This window comes from Limimaricola variabilis, assembly GCF_014195545.1.
GTDB classification, from domain to species: domain Bacteria; phylum Pseudomonadota; class Alphaproteobacteria; order Rhodobacterales; family Rhodobacteraceae; genus Limimaricola; species Limimaricola variabilis.
In genome coordinates this window covers 1-19,257 of record NZ_JACIBX010000010.1, presented here as the reverse complement: position 1 = coordinate 19,257, position 19,257 = coordinate 1, and the positions used below count along the sequence as shown (strand labels likewise).

The following is a 19,257-nucleotide window of genomic DNA, read 5'->3' as shown; positions in this document are numbered from 1 at the left end:
TACCGCCCGGGCACGCCAATCAACAACAACAGGAAAAGCGCATGCCGATGGACCCCATCTTCACCCACTGGACCGCCATCTACCGTTCTCCCGGCGAAGATGAACCGACCGCCACCACGGCCGACTTCAGCGAGATGGGGGCGGGTGATCCGGTCGATGCGCGAGCGGCGAAGGCCCATTTCCGGACCGCGCTTGGCCGGGGTGACGAGCTCTTGGAGCTCTACCCGTTCGATAACCCGGACGAGGCGCTGGAAACCTGGCGCGTGACGAACGCGCTCGAGGTCGCGGGGCTCTGACGCCCCGCCGCCGGACCGGTCAAGTGAGCGCGTCGTAAAGCTCGCCCAGCGACATGCGCCCCTCGCGCATGTCGACCCGCTCGATCTCGCGGGCGCTTGCCGCGAAGCGGATCTCAGGAAAACGCATGAATACGGCTGGAGTGATCGCGTCCGGCGCGACCACGACATGTATCTCGGTCTTGGCGTTGAAGCTTCCCCTGCGCCGCGCAGCGATCGTCTCCGGGCTGCGGATGACCTCGGGCAGGGGCATCGGAGAGCGGCTCATGCGGTCAGGGCCTCATAGAGCTCGCCGAGGGTCATCAGGCCATCGCGCATGTCGACGCTCTCGATCTCGCGGGCGCTCACATGCAGGCGGCTGGTCAGGACCCGCAGGAAGGCCGACGGCACGATGGCGCTCGGGGCGACGACCTCGCGGATCTGCGTGCCGTCGTCGTAGCTCCCCGGTCGCCGCGCGGCGATGATCTCGAGGCCGCGGAGCAGGTCAGGGAGGGGCAGGGGTGTCGGTTGGCTGGTCATGGTCCGACCACGCCTCGGCGGACGACCGAATGTCACACATGCCAAGGCGCGGCGAAAGGCCTGGCCCGTGGTTCTGCAAGGCTGACAACCTTTTCATGGTTCGTGAAAATTCTGCCAAATGGAAAGGTCCGCATCCCGATGGATCCATGAGGATACCCTCCATGGAGATCATGGATGTCGAAGAAATTGATCCTTCCCGCCCTCACCGCGTTAGGTCTCCTGGCCGCCGGTGCCGCCTCCGCTCAGGCCATCGGCTTTAAGCCGATCGACCAGAACGGCGACGGCTTCCTCGACGCGGCGGAACTCGAAGCCGCCTTCGGTGCAGCTGCCGCCCAGGTGCTGCTCGATGACGCGGATGGCGACGGCAAGGTGACGGCGGACGAGCTCCTCGGCGGCAAGTCGGGCCGCGAAGGCAAGGAGCCCGAGCCGTGCAGCGTTGCCCCCGCTCCGGCCGCCAAGAGCACTCCCGCCGCAGCTGCTGCCAAGAGCGCGCCCGCCGCGCCTGCAGCCAAGGCGGCGCCGGCCCTGAAGGTGGAAGCCGGCCAAGAGGAGGACGAGCGGAAGGCTCGCGAGGAGCGCGAAGAGGAAGAGCGCGACGCCCATGAGGAACGCGAGGACGAGGAGCGCGATGCTCGCGAAGACGACGAGCGTGACGCTCGCGAGGACCGAGAAGACGACGAGCGTGACGCCCGTGAAGATCGCGAGGACGACGAAGATGAGGACGAGGACGATGAGGACGAGCGCGACGACGACTGATCGCGCCTAGCGCCTCTCTTGTCAGGCTTCCTCCCCGAGGAGCCCGGCCTCTGCGGCGCGGGCCAGGAGATGGGCGACGGAGGACGTTGCCCATTTCGCCCGGCCCCGCGGTGTCGGCTCCCGCATCGCCTCAAGCCGCGCCGCGATCTCTTTCAGCGTCATCTCGGGCGCTGAACTCTTGATGCCCGCTATGATTGCGAGCAGTCGGTCGTCCTTCTGCGCGGGCGGGGCGCGGTCGAGCACGGCACGATCCAGCAGCCCGTCTTTCACGAAGCGCCCGGCGGCGCGGCGCAGCCGCTCGACCGTCCAAGGCTTCGCGCCCGGATGCCGGCTGTTGAGGATCCGCACGACGTCCTCCCAAGGGAGCCGCGGCCGGAACTGCCGGACGGCAGGCAGCCACTGCTGGGCGTCCTCGTTGAGCTTGTCGAAGTAGCTGCGGTCGCGCGCGCGGCTGACCTTGGCGATCGCCTCCGGGTCGCGGTCGCGCAGGCCGGGATTGCCGCCGACGCGACCCTTTTCGCGCGCCGATGCCAGCCCCGCCATTGTCCTCTCACGGATCAGCGCCCGCTCGAACTCGGCGGTGGCGCCGAGGATCTGCAGCGTGAACTTGCCCTGCGGCGAGGTCGTGTCGATTGGATCGCCCAGGGATCGGAAATGCGCCCCGCGGGCTTCAAGCGTCTCGATGACCTCGAGCAGGTGGGACAGCGAGCGTGCCAGTCGGTCGATGCGCACGACGATTAGCACATCACCACGGCCGAGGCTTGCCACCAGCTTCGCGAGGACCGGGCGAGCGCGGGCGGCCCCGGAGGCGAACTCCTCGTGGATCTCGGTGCAGCCTGCCGATTTCAGTTCGCGGCGCTGTGCGGCGGTGTCTTGAAGGTCGGTCGAGACGCGGGCGTAGCCTATGAGTGCCATCGATGCGCCACCTCATCGCATAACACGACCTCGACCGTCTCCTGGAATGGCGAGCCGCTCGGCACCTCGCTCAGATGTTCGGCGATCCGGGCGAACCACTTGCGCGGCGTCGGCTCGAGGGCAGGGGAAGGGAGGTCCATGATGATATCTTTCGCACTAGATCTGCGCCGGAGCGGCGGCTGGCGCTAAGTCAGCTCCCGGAGTGACTGCTTGTCCTCGTCCCAGGCCCCGCCGTCGCTGACGACTTCGGTTTCCGCACTCGCTATGGAGTTTTGGGAGAGCTTCCACACGGCATCGAGAAGCTCGGCAAGCTCATGCCCGGTGACGCGTGCTATCACGCTTTCGGGGAGGGCACGAAGTAAGGCCTCAGCGGTAGTCCTGTGCTCGCCAACCTCGGCAAGCCGCATGGCGCGATTGATCTTGGTCCGATGGCTTGGGAACGTGGTCATGCTGGATCCTTTGGTTCGGCCTGCGAATGCAGGCGAGATGGACGTTACCGTCGATCGAGCCCTCTTGCGGCTGCCAGAACATAGTGCCTCCAATTTGACTATATTAGAGAATACGGTCGTTTGAAGACGCCTGCAATAGACGCGGGGCCGCGGCCGAGGCGGTAGGGGAGGGGAGGCGACACGCTTCGATCCCTTTGCTTTGAGGGCGCGGAGCGAAGCTAACGCTTCTGTTCCGGTGTAGTGCGTTCTCGGATTGGACATGATCGCTCCTCCAAGGCCGCTTTGCCGAGAACTCATTCCGACATGTCTGATCGTCACTGAGACGATTGAAGATAGGGTCATTCATCCTCAAGTAAGGAAGGAATTGTGGGGCACAACAGGGGCGTAGCTGATGGACTTCGACAGCGCCGAAAAATCGAGGAGTGCCGTTACAACCTTCCTGCGAGCCGAAGTACTGGCTGCACGACTGGAAGCCATGACCCGGGCCGAACCCGCGGTTGGCAACCTCTGGCGCTCGGAGATTGCACTCGCCGAAGTCGTGGCGAGCGTGGGTCTTGAAGGCATTCGGATCTCGGAGGGCGACCTGCTGCCACGCATCGCTCTGAATGGAGGGCAGGACGCGGATCCGACGGGTGCGGAGTTGGCGCTGAGCGTGATCCGCGTGTTGAAGGCGCCCGGAGATCCTCTGGCGCGGCCCGTCCAGGCCGTGCGGCGTTTTGAGAGAGCGGCAGGCACCGGAAAGGGGTCCGGCCTTACCACGGGCGATGAGCCTGCAGGGCAACGGCTCGATGACGCCGAGATCGAAGGCCTCTTCGCAGGGGTGGGTGCTGGCGACATGCCGATCCTGGCTGCGGCTCGGGCGGCGGCCAGCTACGCGGCGCTGTCACAGCGTGCCAACCCGATCGTCGAGAGGCTGATCTTCATGGCGGTCGACAGCAGCCTGCGGGGCCGGGTTGGGCGTGGAACCGACCTCGAAGACGTCCTGCGGGGTCTGTCGGGTCGGGTAGATGCGCACTGGGTCTCGCCTCCAGCGCTCGCGTTGAGCCACCGGCAGTTCCTGGCTTGGTCGCCGGGGAGCGAAGCAGGGCTCATGGATCTAGGCACCGGTCTTGCCCAAGTCTTCGAAGCAGAACTCGGGCGTTTCGCGCTTTCGCGCGACTGGCTTCGTCACGGGCAGGACGCTTCACAGGGCAGGGGCGGACGCTCACGCCTGGCCGATGCGGTCCAGGCCTTCGCAACCGCACCGGTGCTGAACTCGGCGCGGCTTGCTGAAAGGATCGGCGTGTCAGTCCGCACCGCGCTGACGCTCTTGGACGAGATGACCGAACTTGGTCTCCTGAAAGAGATGACCGGCCGTCGAACGGCGCGGATCTGGGCAGTGCCAAGCTTGGGCGGGCGCCTCGCAGTGCGGCCGTTCAAACGGACTCGGCTACAGGGGCACGCTGTCAGGCCATCGGCCGAGATGCGTGAAATGGCCAACCGCCATGGCCGGGATCAGCGAGAGGCTTCGGCGCGGGCGATGGAGCGCGTTTTCACTGATCTTGAGACCGCAATCGACAAGGCGAGCGCGCTGCTGGTCAGCGCGCAGCGCCAGTGATGACCACGGTGAGTGTCCTGCTGAACTAAGCCGAGGGTGGCGAGTTATGCGCGCAGTTTCATCACGGAGATTCCAATGATCAAGGCTATTGCAAGCGCGGCCGCCTTCTCCGCCCTGATGGCAGGAGGCGCTCTGGCGCAGGATGACCAAACGATGATCGTGGTCACCGAAGACGCGACGATGCAGATGTCCATGTCGGATGGACAGACCACGGTGACATTCCCGCTCATCACCGCTCTTCAGGACGGCTACATCGTGGTCCATTCCGTTGCTGCCGATGGCACGGCCGGTGAGGCCTTGGGGCATGCCCCGGTGACGACGGGCGAAAATGCCGATGTGGCTGTGATTATTCCGGAAGCGTTGTCTGCCGGAACTCAGTTGATGGCCATGTTGCATGTCGAGAGCAACGACAACGGCACCTTCGATTTCGGGCCAGACATGACCGATGTCGATGCTCCGGTGATGCGTGACGGCGCGCCGGTGACCGTCATGTTCGCGGTGCCCGAGGGCGTGATTGACGGTGTGGTGGCCATCGAACCTATTCCCTCCCCTGAGGTGGATGATCCCGAATCCCGTTCGGCGTCGGACGACGATGAGGAGCGGGACGCAGTCGACGAAGACGAACCCGCGATCGATCCGAATGATACGGAGACTGAGGGGTCCACTGAGGAGGATGAGGAGTCCGACGGACAGGATAGTGAGGAAGCAGGCGAGGTGCTCGAAGATGATGCTGGCGACGAGCAGACCCAAGATGCCGATCTAGAGCAGGATACGGATATGGAGGCCGAAGGCCAAGAAGATGGCTCCGCCGATGCGGATGCCAATGCTGATGGCGAGGTGAATGCCCAGTAATCTCGTTCCGGTCTGAAGTGCTCTTGAAGGGCTAGCCAAGAAGGAATCGGCTAGCCCTTCTTTCCGCGGCACCGGCATGTAATCGAAAGAAATGCGCAGGAGACGGAAATACCGGGTACGTAAAGAACAGGGCCCAACTGCGCTGCCCTCCAGCCGGCCTCTGAATATGATAAGGCGTGCGTTTCAAACCTCTTGAGAGGGATATCCTTCATCAGGATTTCAAAGCCTTCTTGGCTCAGAACGGGACAGCAACCGACCTGAACAGTTTTTCACGCGCTGCGTCAGCCCTATTTCCGAAGAGATACGAAGCCCCGATGCCAAAACTTGTTGCGTTCGCATCCATTCCATCGAACTCGATGTCACTCCGGCCAATGGCAGCAGACAAGCGAACAGGCGCCTGCGGGACATAATAGCCCGCACTCAGCTTGAACGCACTAACTTCCAGCTCTTCTTCAAAGCCGTCAATCGACACGTCCATGGCATCATAATCAGCGCTTATCTCGAAAGCTTGGTTCACGTCGAAGTCGGCCCCGATGCCGTAGATGATATTGTCGGTACCATCGATATCTGCTCGAGCTACATAGCCCCGGTAGGTGATGGGGCCGCGATCCACCAGACCTTCCAGCCCATAGCTGGTCACTGTCTCGTTCAGGTCCGCAGAACCCAGCCCGTAGATCTCGACCTCATCGATTTCCATGCGACCTATAAATGCCCCGACCTTATAATCTCCGGCATCTCCGTAGACATGAGCGTCATAGGAATAGATGTCAGCCTCGCCAGCCCCCTTAACGCTCAGATTGGAGTAACTTGCGCCCAACTGGATGCCGAGACCGGCGGAAGACACGAAAGCTGCTTTGCCCCCGAGGTTGAGGTGATCAGCCGTGTCATCGAGGTCTTCCAAGTCTGTTTGCCCGTAGGCGACCTCGGCCTCCCCAAAAACCTTCTGCTCAGCAAGTGCGGGTACCGCGGTGACCATCACGCCAACAAGCGCTTGGAAGACAACCTTCATCACATTCTCCAATCGAAAACATGACCAACATAGATACCACCTTCAGGAGATCGGCAATACCAAAAAAACAACCTATAGTTATCACTTGCCGCCGCTGCAGAAGGAGGGCCCCAGTGTGGCACCGCAAGCGCGGTAGGGCATGGGCAGGTTCCCACGGGGGGATACCGCCTCAGGGACTTATCGTAGTGGCTGGTTCGCGCTGCTGCGACTTGTGTAGGGCACTTGAGCTAGCAGGGCCGGCTCAAGTATGTGGTGCATCAATCTGAGGCGCCGGGCGTGGCTACCCCAATTAGCGGGGATTGAGCATCAGCGCACGCGACGCAGGAAGGTCCTCGTGCGCGCGTCCTGCGGATCATCAAATATCTGCTCCGGCGGGCCCTGTTCGACAATCCGTCCGCCCTCCATGAAAATCACCCGGTCAGCAATTTCGCGGGCGAACTGCATCTCGTGGGTGACGATCAGCATGGTCTGGTGCTGCTCAGCCACGCGCCGCATTAGGTCGAGGACCTCACCCACCCATTCGGGATCAAGCGCCGAAGTCGGCTCGTCGAACAGCATCAGTTGCGCGTCGAGCGCCATGGCCCGGCCGATGCCCACGCGTTGCTGCTGTCCGCCCGAGAGCGCGGCGGGGTAGCTGTCGGACTTCTCCTCAAGCCCGATCTCCCTAAGGATCGAGTTAGCACGGGCCTCGGCTTCCGCGCGCGGCTTCTTCTGAACGGTAACCAAGGCCTCGGTGATGTTCTCCTGTGCGGTCTTGTTGGCGAAAAGCGCGTAGTTCTGGAACACGAAGGCGGTGCGGCGACGCAGTGCGAGGATCTGCGTCTTGGTGGCTTTGGCGGCATCCACCGTCAGGTCGCCTACGCGGATCGTGCCGGCCTCGGGCCGGTCGAGGAAATTGAGACAACGCAGCAGCGTCGACTTGCCGGTGCCAGATGGGCCGATCACTACGATCCGCTCGCCGGGTTCGATCATCAGATCGATGCCGTTCAACACCGGGCCTTGGCCGAAGCCCTTGGTCAGTCCATTGACCTCGATCATCGGGTAAAGGCCCGGTTGAGGTGGGCTTCGAGGCCGCGCTGCGCGAAAGACAGCGTCTCGACGATGATCCAGTAGATCAGAGCGACCACGAGAAAAGCCTCGAAATAGAGGAACGAGCCCGCCGCCTCCTTCTGGGTCGCACCCATCATCTCGGTGACACCGAGGGTGAAGGCCAGTGAGGTCCCCTTGATCATGTCGATGAAGTAGTTGACCAGCGTCGGCGCAGCGATGCGCGCGGCCTGTGGCAGCACGATCCGCGCCATCATCTGAGACTGGGTCATCCCGACTGCCTGCGCTGCCTCCCACTGGCTGCGATCAACGCCTGTGATCGCGGCCCGGATGCTCTCGGCCATATAAGCCGAGAAGTGCAGCGTCAGTCCCATGATTGCAGCGGTGACGCCGTTGATCTGGGTCAAGAAGGACATCACCTGCGGCAGGCCGTAGTAGAACAGAAACAGCTGCACTAGCAGCGGCGTGCCGCGGAAGAAGCTGATAAACAGCACCACCAGCGGATCGAGCACGGGCAGCTTCGCTACCCGCTCGACCGCCAGCAGCGAGGCCAGCACCAGCGCCAGCGCCATGCCGGCCAGCGCCATGCCTAGCGTCAGGGGCACGTACCCCAGCAGCACAGGCACCAGACCCAGCATGTAGTCGAAGTCGAGTGCCCGCACAGTGTCACTCCGCGGTGGTGATGTCGTTGCCGAACCACTTGTCGGAGATCTCGGCCAGGGTTCCATTGTCCTTCAGTGTGGTCAGTGCAGCGTCGATCCGATCGCGTAGCTCGCGGCCTGCCTCGTCGTCGCGAAAGGGCAGGGCGTTACGGATCTCCGAGAACGGCTGCCCGGCCAGCGCCAGCGGCAGCGGGCTTTCCTTGATCACCTGCGCCGAGGAGACGCGGTCCATCACGAAGGCATCGACCCGACCGAGCGCAGTGTCCTGCTCGATGTTGCTCTCATAGGTACGGATGTCGATCTCGTCGGCATAGGGCAGCTCGCGCAGCAGCTGCTCGAAGTTTGAGCCGAGGTTCACTGCGACCGAACGGCCCTTGAGGTCCTCAGGACCATTGATCTCGCCCTCATTGCCGGCCTTCACCACCACCTGCGCGCCGTCGAACACGTAAGGCTGCGTGAAGACGAACTTCTCCTCGCGCTCAGGCGTGATGGTAATCTGGTTGGCGATAGTGTCGATGCGGCCCGATTCCAATGCACCGATCAATCCGGAGAAGGACATGGTGACGAACTCGACCTCGAGCCCTGTCTCTTCCGCTACAGCGTTCATCACGTCGACCTCGAAGCCCTGCAGTACGTCTTGGCGAACGAAGGTGAAAGGGAAGTAGCCGCCGGACATACCAACCTGCAGCGTGCCGTCTTCCTGCGCCGAGGCGAGGGGGGCGGCAGCGGTGATGAGGGCAGCCAGGGCAAGGGACCTGAGCATGACGAAGCTCCTTTCTCTACGGAAGACCCGACCTACGCTTGAGACGGCAAGGCATCAATGGAGTTGGAGAGAAAAGACCGTGACGGCCGGCTTCGCCCTGGCGACAGGAACGGGTGTGTTCTTCAGGCGGGAGAAGTTGGCACGCGCGTTTCGGGCATGGCTGGAGTTAGACTGTGGCCACGAATAGCTGGCGAATACCCGAACTTGAATCTCCCCTTCTGGCCATCTGCCAAGAAAGCCTTGCGGCAATGTCAGTGTGTTCCTATCAAATCTACCCTGTTCCTGCCGGTTCAGCGACCAATGCCGAGAACCTACTGCGGATCATTTCCTCCCGATAACGCTCGGCCAGATGCCCGTAGGTCGATGCGACCGCTCGGGTAACTGCATGACCGAGTTGTCGGACCACGACCTCCAGGGGCACGCCATGGCAGATAAGGTCGCTGGCATAGGTATGCCGCAGACCATGAAAAACGAAAGTGGATGACAGGCCGGCCCGGGCAGCGGCAAGTCGAAACGAACCGGCATGCTGGCGCCGCCAGACTTTTCCGGATTTCGAGAGCAGGACATGGTCCCGGGGGGCTTTGCCCAGGCAGCATTTCTGGAAGAAGGCCATGCCTTCATCTGGTAGGAAGACGAAGCGGGCGGGGCTTCGTTTGAAAGCCGGAATGCGCAGGCCGTAGATCTGGAAGGCGACGTCCTCCACGCGCAGCTGCCCCAGCTCGCCGACGCGGCAGCCGGTGTAGAGAACCCCCAGCACCAAGCGTCGCAGTGCCGGTGGACATTCGGCGAGTAGGCGCCGGCACTGGGTACGGTCGAGGAAATCCCGGCGGGGCGTGTGGTTCACCGGCAACCGGCGCAGGCAGCGCCATGTGCGCTCGGCCTCCAGATGATCGTTCTCCCACGCAAGGCGAAGCGCCATACGCAGGATCGTCACCAGGCTGTTGAACGTACGCTTGCGGCGGCGGAGATCCTTAGGGGTGAGGTCGCACAGCCGGACCTTCGGCCGTTCAAGCTGGAAGCCGAACTTCGGTGGGCACTCCAGCACGCGATGTGCCAGCCGCCGAAGGTGGTGAGGGACGATCTCGTTGACCGGCACGAACAGCAGCTCGTCCGCCAGATGATGGTTGATGAGCGCCAGCGTGTTGTAGTGTCCGCCCGGGGAATGCGCGATCTTCGTCCAGGCGGTGTAGTCAGCGAGAGCGTGGCCGACCGTGTAGAGATCCCCGATGGGGCAGAACCTGACCCCCGACATCCGCTCGGCGGGGCGGGCGGCATGCGCCTTGTCGGCGACATAGGGGGCCGCGAACCATGCCTCAGCGAGATCCAATGCGGCCTCGAACCGCAAGGCGCCTTGGCCCGCGTCCAATGCAGGACCGAGAGCTCTTTGCTTGTAAAGCTTGTCCTTGGACAGGTAACGCGCCGTCCAGGTGCAGACCCCGGCGTGAGGGCGATAGATTCCGAGATGCCGGGAGATTGCGATCGACCACCAGTAGGCTCAGGACCCATTGATCTTGATGGGGCTGCGTGATTCAGGCTCCCCGAGGAGCATGATCAATGAGCAATCTTTTCTGGCTGACGACCGAGCAGATGGCCCGGTTGCAGCCCTTCTTTCCAAAGAGCCATGGCAAGCCACGCGTCGATGACCGGCGGGTCTTGAGCGGCATCATCTTCGTTAATCGCAACAGTCTGCGGTGGCGCGATGCTCCGAAGGAGTATGGTCCAGCCAAGACCCTCTACAACCGCTGGAAGCGGTGGAGTGACAAAGGTGTCTTCGCCCGAATGATGGAAGGCTTGGCCACTGAAAGCCCGGAGAGAAAGACGGTCATGATCGACGCGACCTACCTCAAAGCCCACCGCACGGCGACCAGCCTGCGGCTGAAAAAGGGGGGCGCGGGCGGCTGATCGGACGCACCAAGGGCGGCATGAACACCAAGCTGCATGCCGTCACCGATACCCAGGGACGCCCCATCCGGTTCTTTATGACCGCTGGCCAGGCCAGTGATTACACAGGGGCGGCAGCGCTGTTGGGCAGCCTGCCTGACGCAGAATGGCTGCTCGCCGACCGGGGGTATGACGCGGACTGGATCCGCGAGGCCCTAAAGGGCAAGGGGATCAAGCCCTGCATCCCGGGCCGGAAGTCTCGCGCCACACCCGTCAAGCACGACAAGCGTCGTTACAAGCGGCGCAACAGGATCGAGATCATGTTCGGGCGCCTGAAGGACTGGAGGCGGATTGCCACGCGCTACGACAGATGCCCGAAGGTCTTCCTCTCTGCCATAGCCTTGGCTGCGACCGTCATGTTCTGGCTTTGAAGGTTAACGAGTCCTGACCCTACGTCACCACGCCGGGCTTTCTCGCCGCCTTCGGACTCTCGGATCTGCGGGACCTGCCGGATGTTGAAGCGCTGCGCGATGCGGGGCTGGAAGGGAGGCACTCAAACCTCGCGCGATAGGGACCAAACCTGTCTGAGCGCCGAGCCAGTGTTCCGGATGCTCGCCCTCGCGGAGGCATCCAGGGCGCGCGCCGCAATGGCCAACTGCGTGATGCGCTTGTCACACGCTCAATGGCCGCGGGCCACGAAGGCACGCAGCTCGGGCGTGCGCGGCTCGGCGAAGATCTCGGCCGGCGGGCCAATCTCGTGCACCCGGCCCTCGTGCATGAACACCACCCGGTCGCAGACCTCGCGGGCGAAGGCCATCTCGTGGGTGACCATGATCAGCGTCATGCCTTCGGCGGCCAGCTCGCGCACCACGCCCAGCACCTCGCCCACCAGCTCGGGATCGAGCGCCGAGGTCACCTCGTCGCACAAGAGCGCCAGCGGCTCCATCGCCAGCGCCCGCGCGATCGCCACCCGCTGCTGCTGCCCGCCGGAGAGCTGCGCCGGATAGGCATCGAACTTTGCCCCCAGCCCCACCCGGTCGAGCATCCGCCGCGCCAGCGCCTCGGCCTCGGCGCGCGGGCTGCCGCGCACCACCTGCCGGGCCAGCATCACGTTCTGCCCGGCGGTCTTGTGCGGAAAGAGGTTGAACTGCTGGAAGATCATCCCGACCTTGAGCCTGAGCGCCCGCAGCCGCGCCTCGCCCGTCCCCAGCGCCTCGCCCGCGACGGTGATGTCGCCTGCATCCACGCTCTCCAGCCCGTTGATGCAGCGCAAGAGCGTCGACTTGCCCGAGCCCGAGCGGCCGATGATCGCCACCACCTCGCCCGAAGCCACCGCCAAGTCGATGCCGCGCAGTACCTCGGTCGACCCGAAGCTCTTGTGCAAGCCCGCGATCTCAATGAGCGACATTCAGTTTCCTTTCGAGACGGCGCGCGCCCACCGACAGCGGGAAGCACAGCGCGAAGTAGATCAGGGCCACGAGGCCGAAGACGGTAAAGGGCTGGAAGCTGGCGTTGGACAGCACGGTCCCGGCCTTGGTAAGCTCCAGAAAGCCGATGATCGAGGTCAGCGCCGTGCCCTTGACCACCTGCACCGAGAATCCGACCGTCGGCGGCACCGCGAGCCTGAGCGCCTGCGGCAGCACCACGTGACGCATCTGCGCGGCGTAACCCATGCCGAGTGCGGCCGAGGCCTCCCATTGGCCGCGCCCAATGGCCATGACGCAGCCGCGCCAGATCTCGACCAGGAAGGCCGCGCTCCACAGGATCAGCGCCGCGCAGGCGGCGAGCCAGGGCGAGACGTCGATGCCCAGAAGCCCCAGCCCGAAGAAGGCCAGAAACAGCTGCATCAGAAGCGGCGTGCCCTGGAATATCTCGACATAGAGCCGCGCCAGGCGCCCCGGCCAGCGCGCCCGGCCGATCGCCGCGAACAACAGCCCCAGCGCCAGAAGCCCGCCGCCCGCGAAGGCCGCGAGAGATAAGAGCACCGTCCAGCGGCTGGCCCAGAGCAGGTTCGTGAGAATATCGACAAAGGTGAACTGGGTCATCGCGCGGTCTCCGGGGCCGGGAAGATCAGTCCGCCCAAGCGCATCAGCGCGGCGCGCAGCGCGATGGCGAGGCCGAGATAGATGACGGTCGAAACCGCGTAGGCCTCGAAGGCCCGGAAGCTGCGCGACTGGGCGAAGTTGGCGGCGAAGGTCAGATCCTCGACCGCGATCTGGCTGACCACCGCCGAGCCGAGCATGACGATCACCACCTGCGAGGCCAGCGCCGGCCAGATCCGCTCCAGCGCCGGGACCAGGACCACGTGGCGGAAGGTCTGGATGCGGCTCATCGCCAGGCTGGCCCCGGCCTCGAACTGGCCGCGCGGCGTGGCCTCGATCCCGGCGCGGATGATCTCGGCGGCATAGGCGCCGAGGTTGATCACCATCGCCAGCGTCGCGGCCTGCACCTCGCCCAGCCGCAGTCCCAGCGCCGGCAGGCCGAAAAAGATGAAGAACAGCTGGATCAGGAAGGGGGTGTTGCGGATGAGTTCGACATAGACGGCGACCGGGGTGCCAAGCCAGCGCGGCCCAAGGCTGCGCGCCCAGGCGCAGGCGATGCCAAGCGCGATGCCCAGAAGCCCGCCGATGACGATCAGTTGCAGCGTCATCGCCACGCCCGCGGCGAAGACTGGCCAATAGCTGGCCAGCCAGCCGAAATCGAAGCTGTAGGTCATGGATATCTCCGGGTGAGCGGGGCCGCGCGGTGGCGGCCCCGCGAGATCACAGCCCCTCGGGCAGCGGCATGCCGAGCCACTGCTGCGAGATCGCATCGAGGCGGCCGTCGGTCTTGGCGGCGGCGAGGATGGCGTCAAGCGCCTCCATCAGCGCGGGCTCGTTCTCGTTCAGACCGATGTAGCAGGGCGAATCCTTGACCAGGAACTTCATCTCCGGCCGCTGAGGCGGGTTGCGTTCGAGAATTGCGGCGGCGACGACGTTGCCGGTGGCGATCGCCTCGACCTGGCCGGAGAGAAAGGCCTGGATGGTGCCGTTGTTGTCCTCGTAGCGGCGCAGCGTGGCCTCGGTCGGAGCGATCTCGCTGAGTTCCAGATCCTCGATCGAGCCGCGGGTGACGCCGACCACCTTGCCGGCGAGATCGTCCGGGCCTTCGATGGCGATGTCCTCGGGAGCGAAGACCCCATTGTAGAACGGCGCATAGGCCATCGAGAAATCGATCACCGCGTCACGCTCGGGGTTCTTGCCCATCGATGAGATCACCAGATCGACCTTGCCGGTCTGCAAATAGGGGATGCGGTTGGCCGAGGTGACCGGCACCAGCTCCAGATCGACACCCATTTCCCCGGCGATCAGCTTCGCCACGTCGATATCGTAGCCCTGCGGCGTCATGTCGGTGCCGACCGAGCCGAAGGGCGGGAAGTCCTGCGGCACCGCGACGCGCAGCGTTCCCGAGGATTGGATGTTGGAGAGCGCGTCGGCGCGCGCGAGGTTTCCGGCGAAGCCGAGCGCCAGCGTGGCGGCGACGAGGAGGCTGCGTCTGTGGATCATGGGAGGAGTCCGTTTTCAGAGAGGGGAGGGCGCGAAGGAGGAGGCCGCTCCGTCCGGCGCCGGATCGAGACGGAGGGTGTCGCGGAGTGCGGCCAGCGGGTCGGGCGCGGTGTCGCGCCCCAGACCTGCCTCGACCGCGTCGAGATGCTCGACCGAAAGCCGCGCGGCTTCGGCCATGTCGCCCGCAGCGATCGCCCCGACAATGCGGACATGGTCGCGATGCGAGGCCAGCGCGTCGTCGGACGACTGACGGCACAGCGAGATCAGGATGGTGCGCGCGGTCAGGTTGCGCATGATCTCGGTCAGCGGCTCGTTGCCCGCGACCGCCACGATCCGGGCGTGGAAATCGCCCATCAGATAGGTGAGCCGTGGCTTGTCGCCCTGGGCGATGGCGTCGCGCTCCTCGGCCAGATGCGCCTCGAGCCGGGCGACCTGTTCGGCGTCGAAGGGGCGCGCAGTGGCGAGAAAGCCGTACTCGACCGCGCGGCGGGCGGCGAAGACCTGCGCCGCCTCGTCGCTGTCGGGGCGGGCCACGAACCAGCCGCGGCGCGGGCGCACGGCGACCACGTGCCGCGCCTGCAGCCGGGCAAGCGCCTCGCGCACCAACGTGCGCGACACGCCAAAGGCCTCGGCGAGCTGCGCCTCCGACAGCTGCGCGCCGGGGGCGAGACGGCCCTCGACGATGGCGGCGAGCAGGCTGCGTTCAATACCGTCCGGCATGGGGGTGAGGCTCCGTGGTCAATCAGTCTTGCATGCAAGGCCTGCATTCCAGGAACGTGCGCGCCCAGACTGCGTGGGGCGATCGACGAGTCGAAACCCCGCTATTGCCGCAAAGTTCGGCATCATTGCCGTGCCGAGACGCATCTCCGAGCAAATGCATGACGCGCTGGCCTCGAGGGCGCTAACCTATCTGATGTCGGATCGCCCGCGCGGCGGTTTTGCAACCGACTGGTTCCGGTGGCCTACCACCAGCCGGTCACCCGCGCCGGCCTCAAGGACATTTTCGGGTACGACATTTCCCGCGAGCTGATCGGCCGGCTGGCGGCGCGGGATCTGATCGCGCCGGGGCCGTGGGCGCCACGCCGCGGGGCACCCTACACCTACGTCACCACACCAGGCTTCGTGGCGGCCTTCGGGCTCCAGGACCTGCGCGACCTGTCCGATGCCGAAGCGCTGCGTGACGCGGGGCTGGCGGGGGAGTAGGGTGGGATAACGGCCGGATCGTCGGCTACCGAACCTCCCCGGTCATGCGCCAAAGGCTTTGCTCGTTTCTATCTGTCTTTTCGGCAGCCCCCGGCATGGCCAAGATCGGGCTGCACGTGCGGCGGCTCGAGGTGCCCCCCATCATCGGTGATCGATCGGCAATCCCGGCTGGCCAGCCCCGCAGGCCGGGCAGCGTCGCTGGAAAATATCCGAGCCGTTCGCCCCGTAGCGTTCGCCGCAGCGTCGGCATCGGAGGATGTAGACGAGCTGGTTGTGGTCGTTGCCGGGAAGGTCGGTCTTCCGCAGGACTTCCTGTTCGTTGCGATTGACGAAGCCCGGCCGTGTCGTTCTGGCTGGTGCCGCGCCTTGCATGGGCGGCTTCAGCTTCGACTTCGGCTTCTTGGCCGGCGGCCAGGTGGCTCCAAGGATCCACCCCTCGACTTGTCCCGTCATGGCGACCGGTTCGGGCGCAGGCGCTGCGAAGGCACCTGCCAGATCACCGCTGAGATCGGCCTCTTGGACCCATCGCGCGATAGCATAGGCGTCATGCTGGTCGGGCGTGCGCGCGTCTCTTGGATAGGTCGCACTCCAAAGCCGTGGATACGCCTCGACGACAACCGAGGCCACCGAAGCCGGGGCCCAGCCGTCGAACGGCCAGAAGTGGAGTTCTGGCTTCGCCCTGCGCAGTGCCCGAAGCCAGGGGATCCCGGAATGGATGGATTTTGCCACCGAGCCCTGCACATCGAAATGAAACACCGACTTCGCCGATCCGGTGGCCTCCTCGGTCAGACGGCGCCAAGTCCTCTCGCCTGTCCTGGCCGCCCCGTTCCCGACGTGACCATACCGCACGAAGTCGACATAGGTGTGCGGCTCGTCCGTCGGCTGACCTGCTCCCCTGAAATGTCCGCGCTTTGAAGTTAGCCTGTTCTCCAAGCGAGGAGACAGACGATGAGAAGAAGCCGGTTCAGCGAGGAGCAGATCATCCGCATCCTGAAGGAGCACCAAGCCGGGCTCGGGGTGAAGGAGTTGTGTCGCCAGCACGGGATCAGCGATGCGACCTTCTACAAATGGCGCTCGAAGTATGGCGGCATGGAAGTGCCCGACGTCAAGCGGCTGAAGGCGCTGGAGGCTGAGAATGCGAAGCTGAAGAAGATGCTGGCGGAGCAGATGCTGGACATGGCCACGCTCAAGGAAATGCTCGCAAAAAATGTATGGTCCGCCCCGCGCTTGCAAGCTGCGCGATGCCATTCAGGCTTGCGTAAATGTATCCGGCCTCTGATCAGTGGGCCGCTTTTGGCGGCCAGGCCTTGATGAGATCCGCGCCTCGGGTTCCAGATTAGTTGCTACGGGATCGCGTCCCGCTTTTTTGCGAATGGTTTACCCGTGGCCGATCAGCCGTTCGGTCATCGTGCCTCCTGCAATCGGTGGGCGGTCGGCGTCAGGCAGCAGCTCCCTTCGAGCGGAGATAGAGTTGCCCGGGCCGCGTAAGGATCGCCCAAGCAATCCGTGTGATCTTGTTCGCCAGCGCCACAACCGCCTTGTTGCGATGCGTGCGCCCCTCGAGTGCCCTCAACCACCGGCCGAGCGCGTGCTTCTCGCGATCGAGGTGCAGGAAGCATGATCGCGCTCCGTGAATGAGCAGGCGTCGGACATAGCCGTTGCCTCGCTTGCTGATCCCGCGAAGGGTCTGCTTGCCGCCAGTGGAATGCTCGGCGGGCACGAGACCGAGCCAGGCGGCCATGTCCCGCGCCTTGCGGAACTGCAACCCATTCCCGGCCGCAGCCATGAGAGCGGTGGCGCCCAACGGTCCAATTCCGGGCACGGTCATGAGACGACGAGCGACCTCGTCGGTATGGGCCGTCGCTTCGATTGCCTTCGAGATCTCCGCAATGCGCCCCTCGAGGTGGTCGAGATCGTCGAGGAGATCACGCAGCATGGCGCGCATGGTGTCAGTCAGATCGTTCTCTGTGCAGTCGAGATGGCGCCGGATGTCGATATGGAACACGCCGGCGCCGGTTCGCATTGCCAAACCATATTCAAGGCAGAAAGCGCGGGCTTGATTGATCAGCGCGGTTCGGCTGCGGATCAGCCGATCGCGGATACGATGCAATGCTTGCAGATCAATCTGCTCGGGCGTTCTCACTTGGACGAAGCGCATGGTTGGACGGGTCACCGCTTCGGCAATGGCTTCGGCATCCACCACATCCGTCTTGTTCGACTTCACATAGGGCTTCACGAACTTCGCGGGGATGATGCAGGCGTCGTGGCCGAGCTCGATAAGCTTCCGAGCAAGCCATTGGGAGCCGGGACAAGCCTCCATGCCCACCCGTGCAGCGGTGGCTGATGCAAAGAAGCGCAGGAGCGTGTCGCGGGTGAACTTGGCTCTCTGGATGGGCCGACCCCCTGCATCGAGTGCGACGAGGTGGAATACTTTCTTGCCAAGGTCGATGCCGTAGACGGCGGCTTCCGGTTTGGGATTGATGCGCATCCGTTATCCTCCTTCTCCTATAGCGGCAAAGGCTATGCCTGGATGCGGGGCGGACCATCCCATTAGTGGTGAGGCCCGTCCGGCGCCGCGAAGTCGTCCGGCACTACCAGGATGTCTTCGAACTGTCGGAACGCAGAGCGTGCCAAGCCATGGGCTTCGGGCGGGCCTCGCACAGATACAAGTCACGCCGTGACCCAGCCGTTGCGCTGCGCCTGCGGCTGAAGGAGCTGGCCGAGAGCCGGGTGCGCTACGGCTACCGACGACTGCACGTGCTGCTTCAACGCGAAGGCTGGCAGCTGAACCACAAGCGCCTGTATCGGATCTATTGCGAGGAAGGGCTGTCGATCCGCACCCGCAGCCCGAAACGCCGCCGCGCTTGCCGCTACCGATCGGGCCGCGCCGAGGCCGAAGGCGTGAACGACGTCTGGGCGATGGACTTCATGTCCGACAAGCTCTTCGATGATCGGCCCTTCCGCATCCTGACCATCGTCGACTGCCGCACGAGAGAGGCTCTCGCGACGGCTGCGAGGACCAACTTCCAAGCCTACCAGGTCATCGATGAGCTCGACCGGATCGCCAGGCTTCGAGGCAAGCCTCGAAGCATTCGTGTCGACAACGGGCCCGAGTTCGCCAGTCGCCTGCTCGACCAGTGGGCCTATCTCAACAAGGTGGAGCTGGATTTCTCAAGGCCGGGAAAACCCAGCGATAACGCCCACATCGAGGCATTCAACGCCCGGCTCCGGCAGGAGTGTCCGAACGCTTCATGGTTCCTGTCGATGGCCGACGCCCGCCAACGCATCAATGAATGGAGGATCGATTACAATGACCACCGGCCGCACTCGGCGCTGGGAAACTTGACCCCCAGCGCCTTCGCGGCTCAACTCGAACCAGCCCGAAAGGTCGCATAGCGCCCGGACCAAGAATGGGGTGAAGCCCGAACTGGCTCGAAAGCCTACTTCAGGGAGGACCACTTTTCAGGGGGCAGGCCACCGAGGCGCGCGCTGCCGCTACCCGCGCCATCTCATCCAAAAATATACTCGCATGCCGCGAGCGATTGACCTAGCGGTGCTCCTCAAGCGTCAGCTGCACATAAATACTTCCCAAACCGGAAAACTCCTGCTCGATAGCTCATTGTTTTCGAGCAATGGTCACAGTTGGAAACAGCGCGCGCCGCTTCTGGAGTACCTAGGCTCAGGACCCATTGATCTTGATGAGGCTGCGTGATTCAGGCTCCCCGAGGAGCATGATCAATGAGCAACCTTTTCTGGCTGACGACCG

21 protein-coding genes and 3 pseudogenes are annotated in these 19,257 nt (G+C 64.1%); 8 read left to right on the top strand and 16 right to left on the bottom strand.

The window, feature by feature from the left end; genetic code table 11:
* The first annotated feature begins 41 nt into the window (after nucleotides 1-41).
* On the top strand, nucleotides 42-296 hold the full coding sequence (locus FHS00_RS12955; RefSeq protein WP_183474400.1) for a VOC family protein: 255 nt from the start codon (nucleotides 42-44) through the stop codon (nucleotides 294-296).
* A gap of 19 nt (nucleotides 297-315) precedes the next feature.
* Here the strand turns inward: FHS00_RS12955 and FHS00_RS12950 are convergent, their stop codons facing one another.
* The gene (locus tag FHS00_RS12950; RefSeq protein WP_183474397.1) at nucleotides 316-561 is read right to left on the bottom strand and encodes a hypothetical protein; all 246 of its coding nucleotides are present in this window, start codon (nucleotides 559-561) and stop codon (nucleotides 316-318) included.
* Complete coding sequence (locus FHS00_RS12945) at nucleotides 558-812, bottom strand: hypothetical protein (protein WP_183474394.1); 255 nt, start codon at nucleotides 810-812, stop codon at nucleotides 558-560. Before FHS00_RS12945 ends, FHS00_RS12950 begins: the two co-directional genes overlap by 4 nt.
* 174 nt (nucleotides 813-986) lie before the next feature.
* Between FHS00_RS12945 and FHS00_RS12940 the strand changes: the two genes are divergently transcribed.
* Nucleotides 987-1,568, top strand: coding sequence for a hypothetical protein (locus FHS00_RS12940; RefSeq protein ID WP_183474393.1), 582 nt, complete (start codon nucleotides 987-989; stop codon nucleotides 1,566-1,568).
* A 21-nt stretch (nucleotides 1,569-1,589) separates the two neighbouring features.
* On the opposite strand, the gene FHS00_RS12935 is transcribed toward FHS00_RS12940, so the two are convergent.
* On the bottom strand, nucleotides 1,590-2,483 hold the full coding sequence (locus FHS00_RS12935) for a recombinase family protein (protein WP_183474391.1): 894 nt from the start codon (nucleotides 2,481-2,483) through the stop codon (nucleotides 1,590-1,592).
* Nucleotides 2,484-2,668: 185 nt separating this feature from the next.
* Nucleotides 2,669-2,932 (bottom strand): hypothetical protein, encoded by a 264-nt coding sequence (locus FHS00_RS12930; RefSeq protein ID WP_183474389.1) that lies wholly within the window; start codon nucleotides 2,930-2,932, stop codon nucleotides 2,669-2,671.
* Between the two features lie 391 nt (nucleotides 2,933-3,323).
* Here FHS00_RS12930 and FHS00_RS12925 point away from each other — a divergent pair, with 391 nt between their 5' ends.
* Entirely contained in the window at nucleotides 3,324-4,529 is a 1,206-nt protein-coding gene (locus tag FHS00_RS12925) for a hypothetical protein (RefSeq protein ID WP_183474387.1), read from the top strand.
* A 75-nt stretch (nucleotides 4,530-4,604) separates the two neighbouring features.
* Nucleotides 4,605-5,381 carry a DUF7282 domain-containing protein gene (locus FHS00_RS12920; protein ID WP_183474384.1) on the top strand — a complete coding sequence of 259 codons (777 nt, stop codon included), beginning with the start codon at nucleotides 4,605-4,607 and terminating at the stop codon, nucleotides 5,379-5,381.
* Nucleotides 5,382-5,616: 235 nt separating this feature from the next.
* Here the strand turns inward: FHS00_RS12920 and FHS00_RS12915 are convergent, their stop codons facing one another.
* From FHS00_RS12915 to FHS00_RS12895, 5 genes are all read right to left on the bottom strand, one after another.
* Complete coding sequence (locus tag FHS00_RS12915) at nucleotides 5,617-6,390, bottom strand: outer membrane beta-barrel protein (RefSeq protein WP_183474382.1); 774 nt, start codon at nucleotides 6,388-6,390, stop codon at nucleotides 5,617-5,619.
* 306 nt (nucleotides 6,391-6,696) lie between these two features.
* Entirely contained in the window at nucleotides 6,697-7,428 is a 732-nt protein-coding gene (locus FHS00_RS12910; RefSeq protein WP_183474379.1) for an amino acid ABC transporter ATP-binding protein, read from the bottom strand.
* On the bottom strand, nucleotides 7,425-8,099 hold the full coding sequence (locus FHS00_RS12905) for an ABC transporter permease subunit (protein WP_183474376.1): 675 nt from the start codon (nucleotides 8,097-8,099) through the stop codon (nucleotides 7,425-7,427). The genes FHS00_RS12910 and FHS00_RS12905 overlap by 4 nt, the downstream gene beginning before the upstream one ends.
* A gap of 4 nt (nucleotides 8,100-8,103) precedes the next feature.
* Nucleotides 8,104-8,862: an amino acid ABC transporter substrate-binding protein gene (locus FHS00_RS12900; protein WP_183474373.1), complete on the bottom strand. Its 759-nt coding sequence runs from the start codon at nucleotides 8,860-8,862 to the stop codon at nucleotides 8,104-8,106.
* 271 nt (nucleotides 8,863-9,133) lie between these two features.
* Nucleotides 9,134-10,207 carry a tyrosine-type recombinase/integrase gene (locus FHS00_RS12895; protein ID WP_183474370.1) on the bottom strand — a complete coding sequence of 358 codons (1,074 nt, stop codon included), beginning with the start codon at nucleotides 10,205-10,207 and terminating at the stop codon, nucleotides 9,134-9,136.
* Between the two features lie 209 nt (nucleotides 10,208-10,416).
* On the opposite strand from FHS00_RS12895, the gene FHS00_RS12890 reads away from it, so the two are divergent.
* Nucleotides 10,417-11,174, top strand: a protein-coding gene (locus tag FHS00_RS12890) for an IS5 family transposase (RefSeq protein ID WP_183474367.1) whose coding sequence is annotated in 2 segments (ribosomal slippage) — nucleotides 10,417-10,738 and nucleotides 10,738-11,174 — 759 coding nt in all. Because the reading frame shifts where the segments join, the coding sequence is not laid out codon by codon here.
* 248 nt (nucleotides 11,175-11,422) lie between these two features.
* Here FHS00_RS12890 and FHS00_RS12885 read toward each other — a convergent pair.
* From FHS00_RS12885 to FHS00_RS12865, 5 genes are read right to left on the bottom strand one after another with little or no spacing between them, the layout of a single operon-like run.
* Nucleotides 11,423-12,151 carry an amino acid ABC transporter ATP-binding protein gene (locus tag FHS00_RS12885; protein WP_183474364.1) on the bottom strand — a complete coding sequence of 243 codons (729 nt, stop codon included), beginning with the start codon at nucleotides 12,149-12,151 and terminating at the stop codon, nucleotides 11,423-11,425.
* A complete protein-coding gene (locus tag FHS00_RS12880; RefSeq protein WP_183474360.1) occupies nucleotides 12,138-12,788 on the bottom strand; it encodes an amino acid ABC transporter permease in 651 nt (216 codons plus the stop codon). The genes FHS00_RS12885 and FHS00_RS12880 overlap by 14 nt, the downstream gene beginning before the upstream one ends.
* Nucleotides 12,785-13,459: an amino acid ABC transporter permease gene (locus FHS00_RS12875; protein ID WP_183474357.1), complete on the bottom strand. Its 675-nt coding sequence runs from the start codon at nucleotides 13,457-13,459 to the stop codon at nucleotides 12,785-12,787. Before FHS00_RS12875 ends, FHS00_RS12880 begins: the two co-directional genes overlap by 4 nt.
* Nucleotides 13,460-13,505: 46 nt before the next feature.
* Nucleotides 13,506-14,288 carry a transporter substrate-binding domain-containing protein gene (locus FHS00_RS12870; RefSeq protein ID WP_183474354.1) on the bottom strand — a complete coding sequence of 261 codons (783 nt, stop codon included), beginning with the start codon at nucleotides 14,286-14,288 and terminating at the stop codon, nucleotides 13,506-13,508.
* A 15-nt stretch (nucleotides 14,289-14,303) separates the two neighbouring features.
* Nucleotides 14,304-15,008 carry a GntR family transcriptional regulator gene (locus FHS00_RS12865; protein WP_183474351.1) on the bottom strand — a complete coding sequence of 235 codons (705 nt, stop codon included), beginning with the start codon at nucleotides 15,006-15,008 and terminating at the stop codon, nucleotides 14,304-14,306.
* 228 nt (nucleotides 15,009-15,236) lie between these two features.
* Between FHS00_RS12865 and FHS00_RS12860 the strand changes: the two are divergent.
* Nucleotides 15,237-15,491, top strand: a pseudogene (locus tag FHS00_RS12860) (SMC-Scp complex subunit ScpB); the annotation flags it as partial.
* Between the two features lie 141 nt (nucleotides 15,492-15,632).
* Here the strand turns inward: FHS00_RS12860 and FHS00_RS17590 are convergent.
* On the bottom strand, nucleotides 15,633-16,247 hold the full coding sequence (locus tag FHS00_RS17590) for a hypothetical protein (RefSeq protein WP_221188836.1): 615 nt from the start codon (nucleotides 16,245-16,247) through the stop codon (nucleotides 15,633-15,635).
* A 192-nt stretch (nucleotides 16,248-16,439) separates the two neighbouring features.
* Here FHS00_RS17590 and tnpA point away from each other — a divergent pair.
* Nucleotides 16,440-16,703, top strand: a pseudogene (gene tnpA / locus FHS00_RS12850) (IS66 family insertion sequence element accessory protein TnpA); the annotation flags it as partial.
* Nucleotides 16,704-16,929: 226 nt separating this feature from the next.
* Here the strand turns inward: tnpA and FHS00_RS12845 are convergent.
* The gene (locus FHS00_RS12845) at nucleotides 16,930-17,979 is read right to left on the bottom strand and encodes an IS110 family RNA-guided transposase (protein ID WP_183474348.1); all 1,050 of its coding nucleotides are present in this window, start codon (nucleotides 17,977-17,979) and stop codon (nucleotides 16,930-16,932) included.
* A gap of 65 nt (nucleotides 17,980-18,044) precedes the next feature.
* Between FHS00_RS12845 and FHS00_RS12840 the strand changes: the two are divergent.
* A pseudogene (locus FHS00_RS12840) lies at nucleotides 18,045-18,887 on the top strand (IS3 family transposase); the annotation flags it as partial.
* Nucleotides 18,888-19,257: the final 370 nt, after the last annotated feature.

Bases quoted from the DNA above. Each gene is read 5' to 3' on its own strand.
- FHS00_RS12955 (WP_183474400.1), top strand. From the start codon at position 42: ATGCCGATGGACCCCATCTTCACCCACTGGACCGCCATCTACCGTTCT.
- FHS00_RS12950 (WP_183474397.1), bottom strand. From the start codon at position 561: ATGAGCCGCTCTCCGATGCCCCTGCCCGAGGTCATCCGCAGCCCGGAG.
- FHS00_RS12945 (WP_183474394.1), bottom strand. From the start codon at position 812: ATGACCAGCCAACCGACACCCCTGCCCCTCCCTGACCTGCTCCGCGGC.
- FHS00_RS12940 (WP_183474393.1), top strand. From the start codon at position 987: ATGTCGAAGAAATTGATCCTTCCCGCCCTCACCGCGTTAGGTCTCCTG.
- FHS00_RS12935 (WP_183474391.1), bottom strand. From the start codon at position 2,483: ATGGCACTCATAGGCTACGCCCGCGTCTCGACCGACCTTCAAGACACC.
- FHS00_RS12930 (WP_183474389.1), bottom strand. From the start codon at position 2,932: ATGACCACGTTCCCAAGCCATCGGACCAAGATCAATCGCGCCATGCGG.
- FHS00_RS12925 (WP_183474387.1), top strand. From the start codon at position 3,324: ATGGACTTCGACAGCGCCGAAAAATCGAGGAGTGCCGTTACAACCTTC.
- FHS00_RS12920 (WP_183474384.1), top strand. From the start codon at position 4,605: ATGATCAAGGCTATTGCAAGCGCGGCCGCCTTCTCCGCCCTGATGGCA.
- FHS00_RS12915 (WP_183474382.1), bottom strand. From the start codon at position 6,390: ATGAAGGTTGTCTTCCAAGCGCTTGTTGGCGTGATGGTCACCGCGGTA.
- FHS00_RS12910 (WP_183474379.1), bottom strand. From the start codon at position 7,428: ATGATCGAGGTCAATGGACTGACCAAGGGCTTCGGCCAAGGCCCGGTG.
- FHS00_RS12900 (WP_183474373.1), bottom strand. From the start codon at position 8,862: ATGCTCAGGTCCCTTGCCCTGGCTGCCCTCATCACCGCTGCCGCCCCC.
- FHS00_RS12885 (WP_183474364.1), bottom strand. From the start codon at position 12,151: ATGTCGCTCATTGAGATCGCGGGCTTGCACAAGAGCTTCGGGTCGACC.
- FHS00_RS12880 (WP_183474360.1), bottom strand. From the start codon at position 12,788: ATGACCCAGTTCACCTTTGTCGATATTCTCACGAACCTGCTCTGGGCC.
- FHS00_RS12875 (WP_183474357.1), bottom strand. From the start codon at position 13,459: ATGACCTACAGCTTCGATTTCGGCTGGCTGGCCAGCTATTGGCCAGTC.
- FHS00_RS12870 (WP_183474354.1), bottom strand. From the start codon at position 14,288: ATGATCCACAGACGCAGCCTCCTCGTCGCCGCCACGCTGGCGCTCGGC.
- FHS00_RS12865 (WP_183474351.1), bottom strand. From the start codon at position 15,008: ATGCCGGACGGTATTGAACGCAGCCTGCTCGCCGCCATCGTCGAGGGC.
- FHS00_RS12845 (WP_183474348.1), bottom strand. From the start codon at position 17,979: ATGCGCATCAATCCCAAACCGGAAGCCGCCGTCTACGGCATCGACCTT.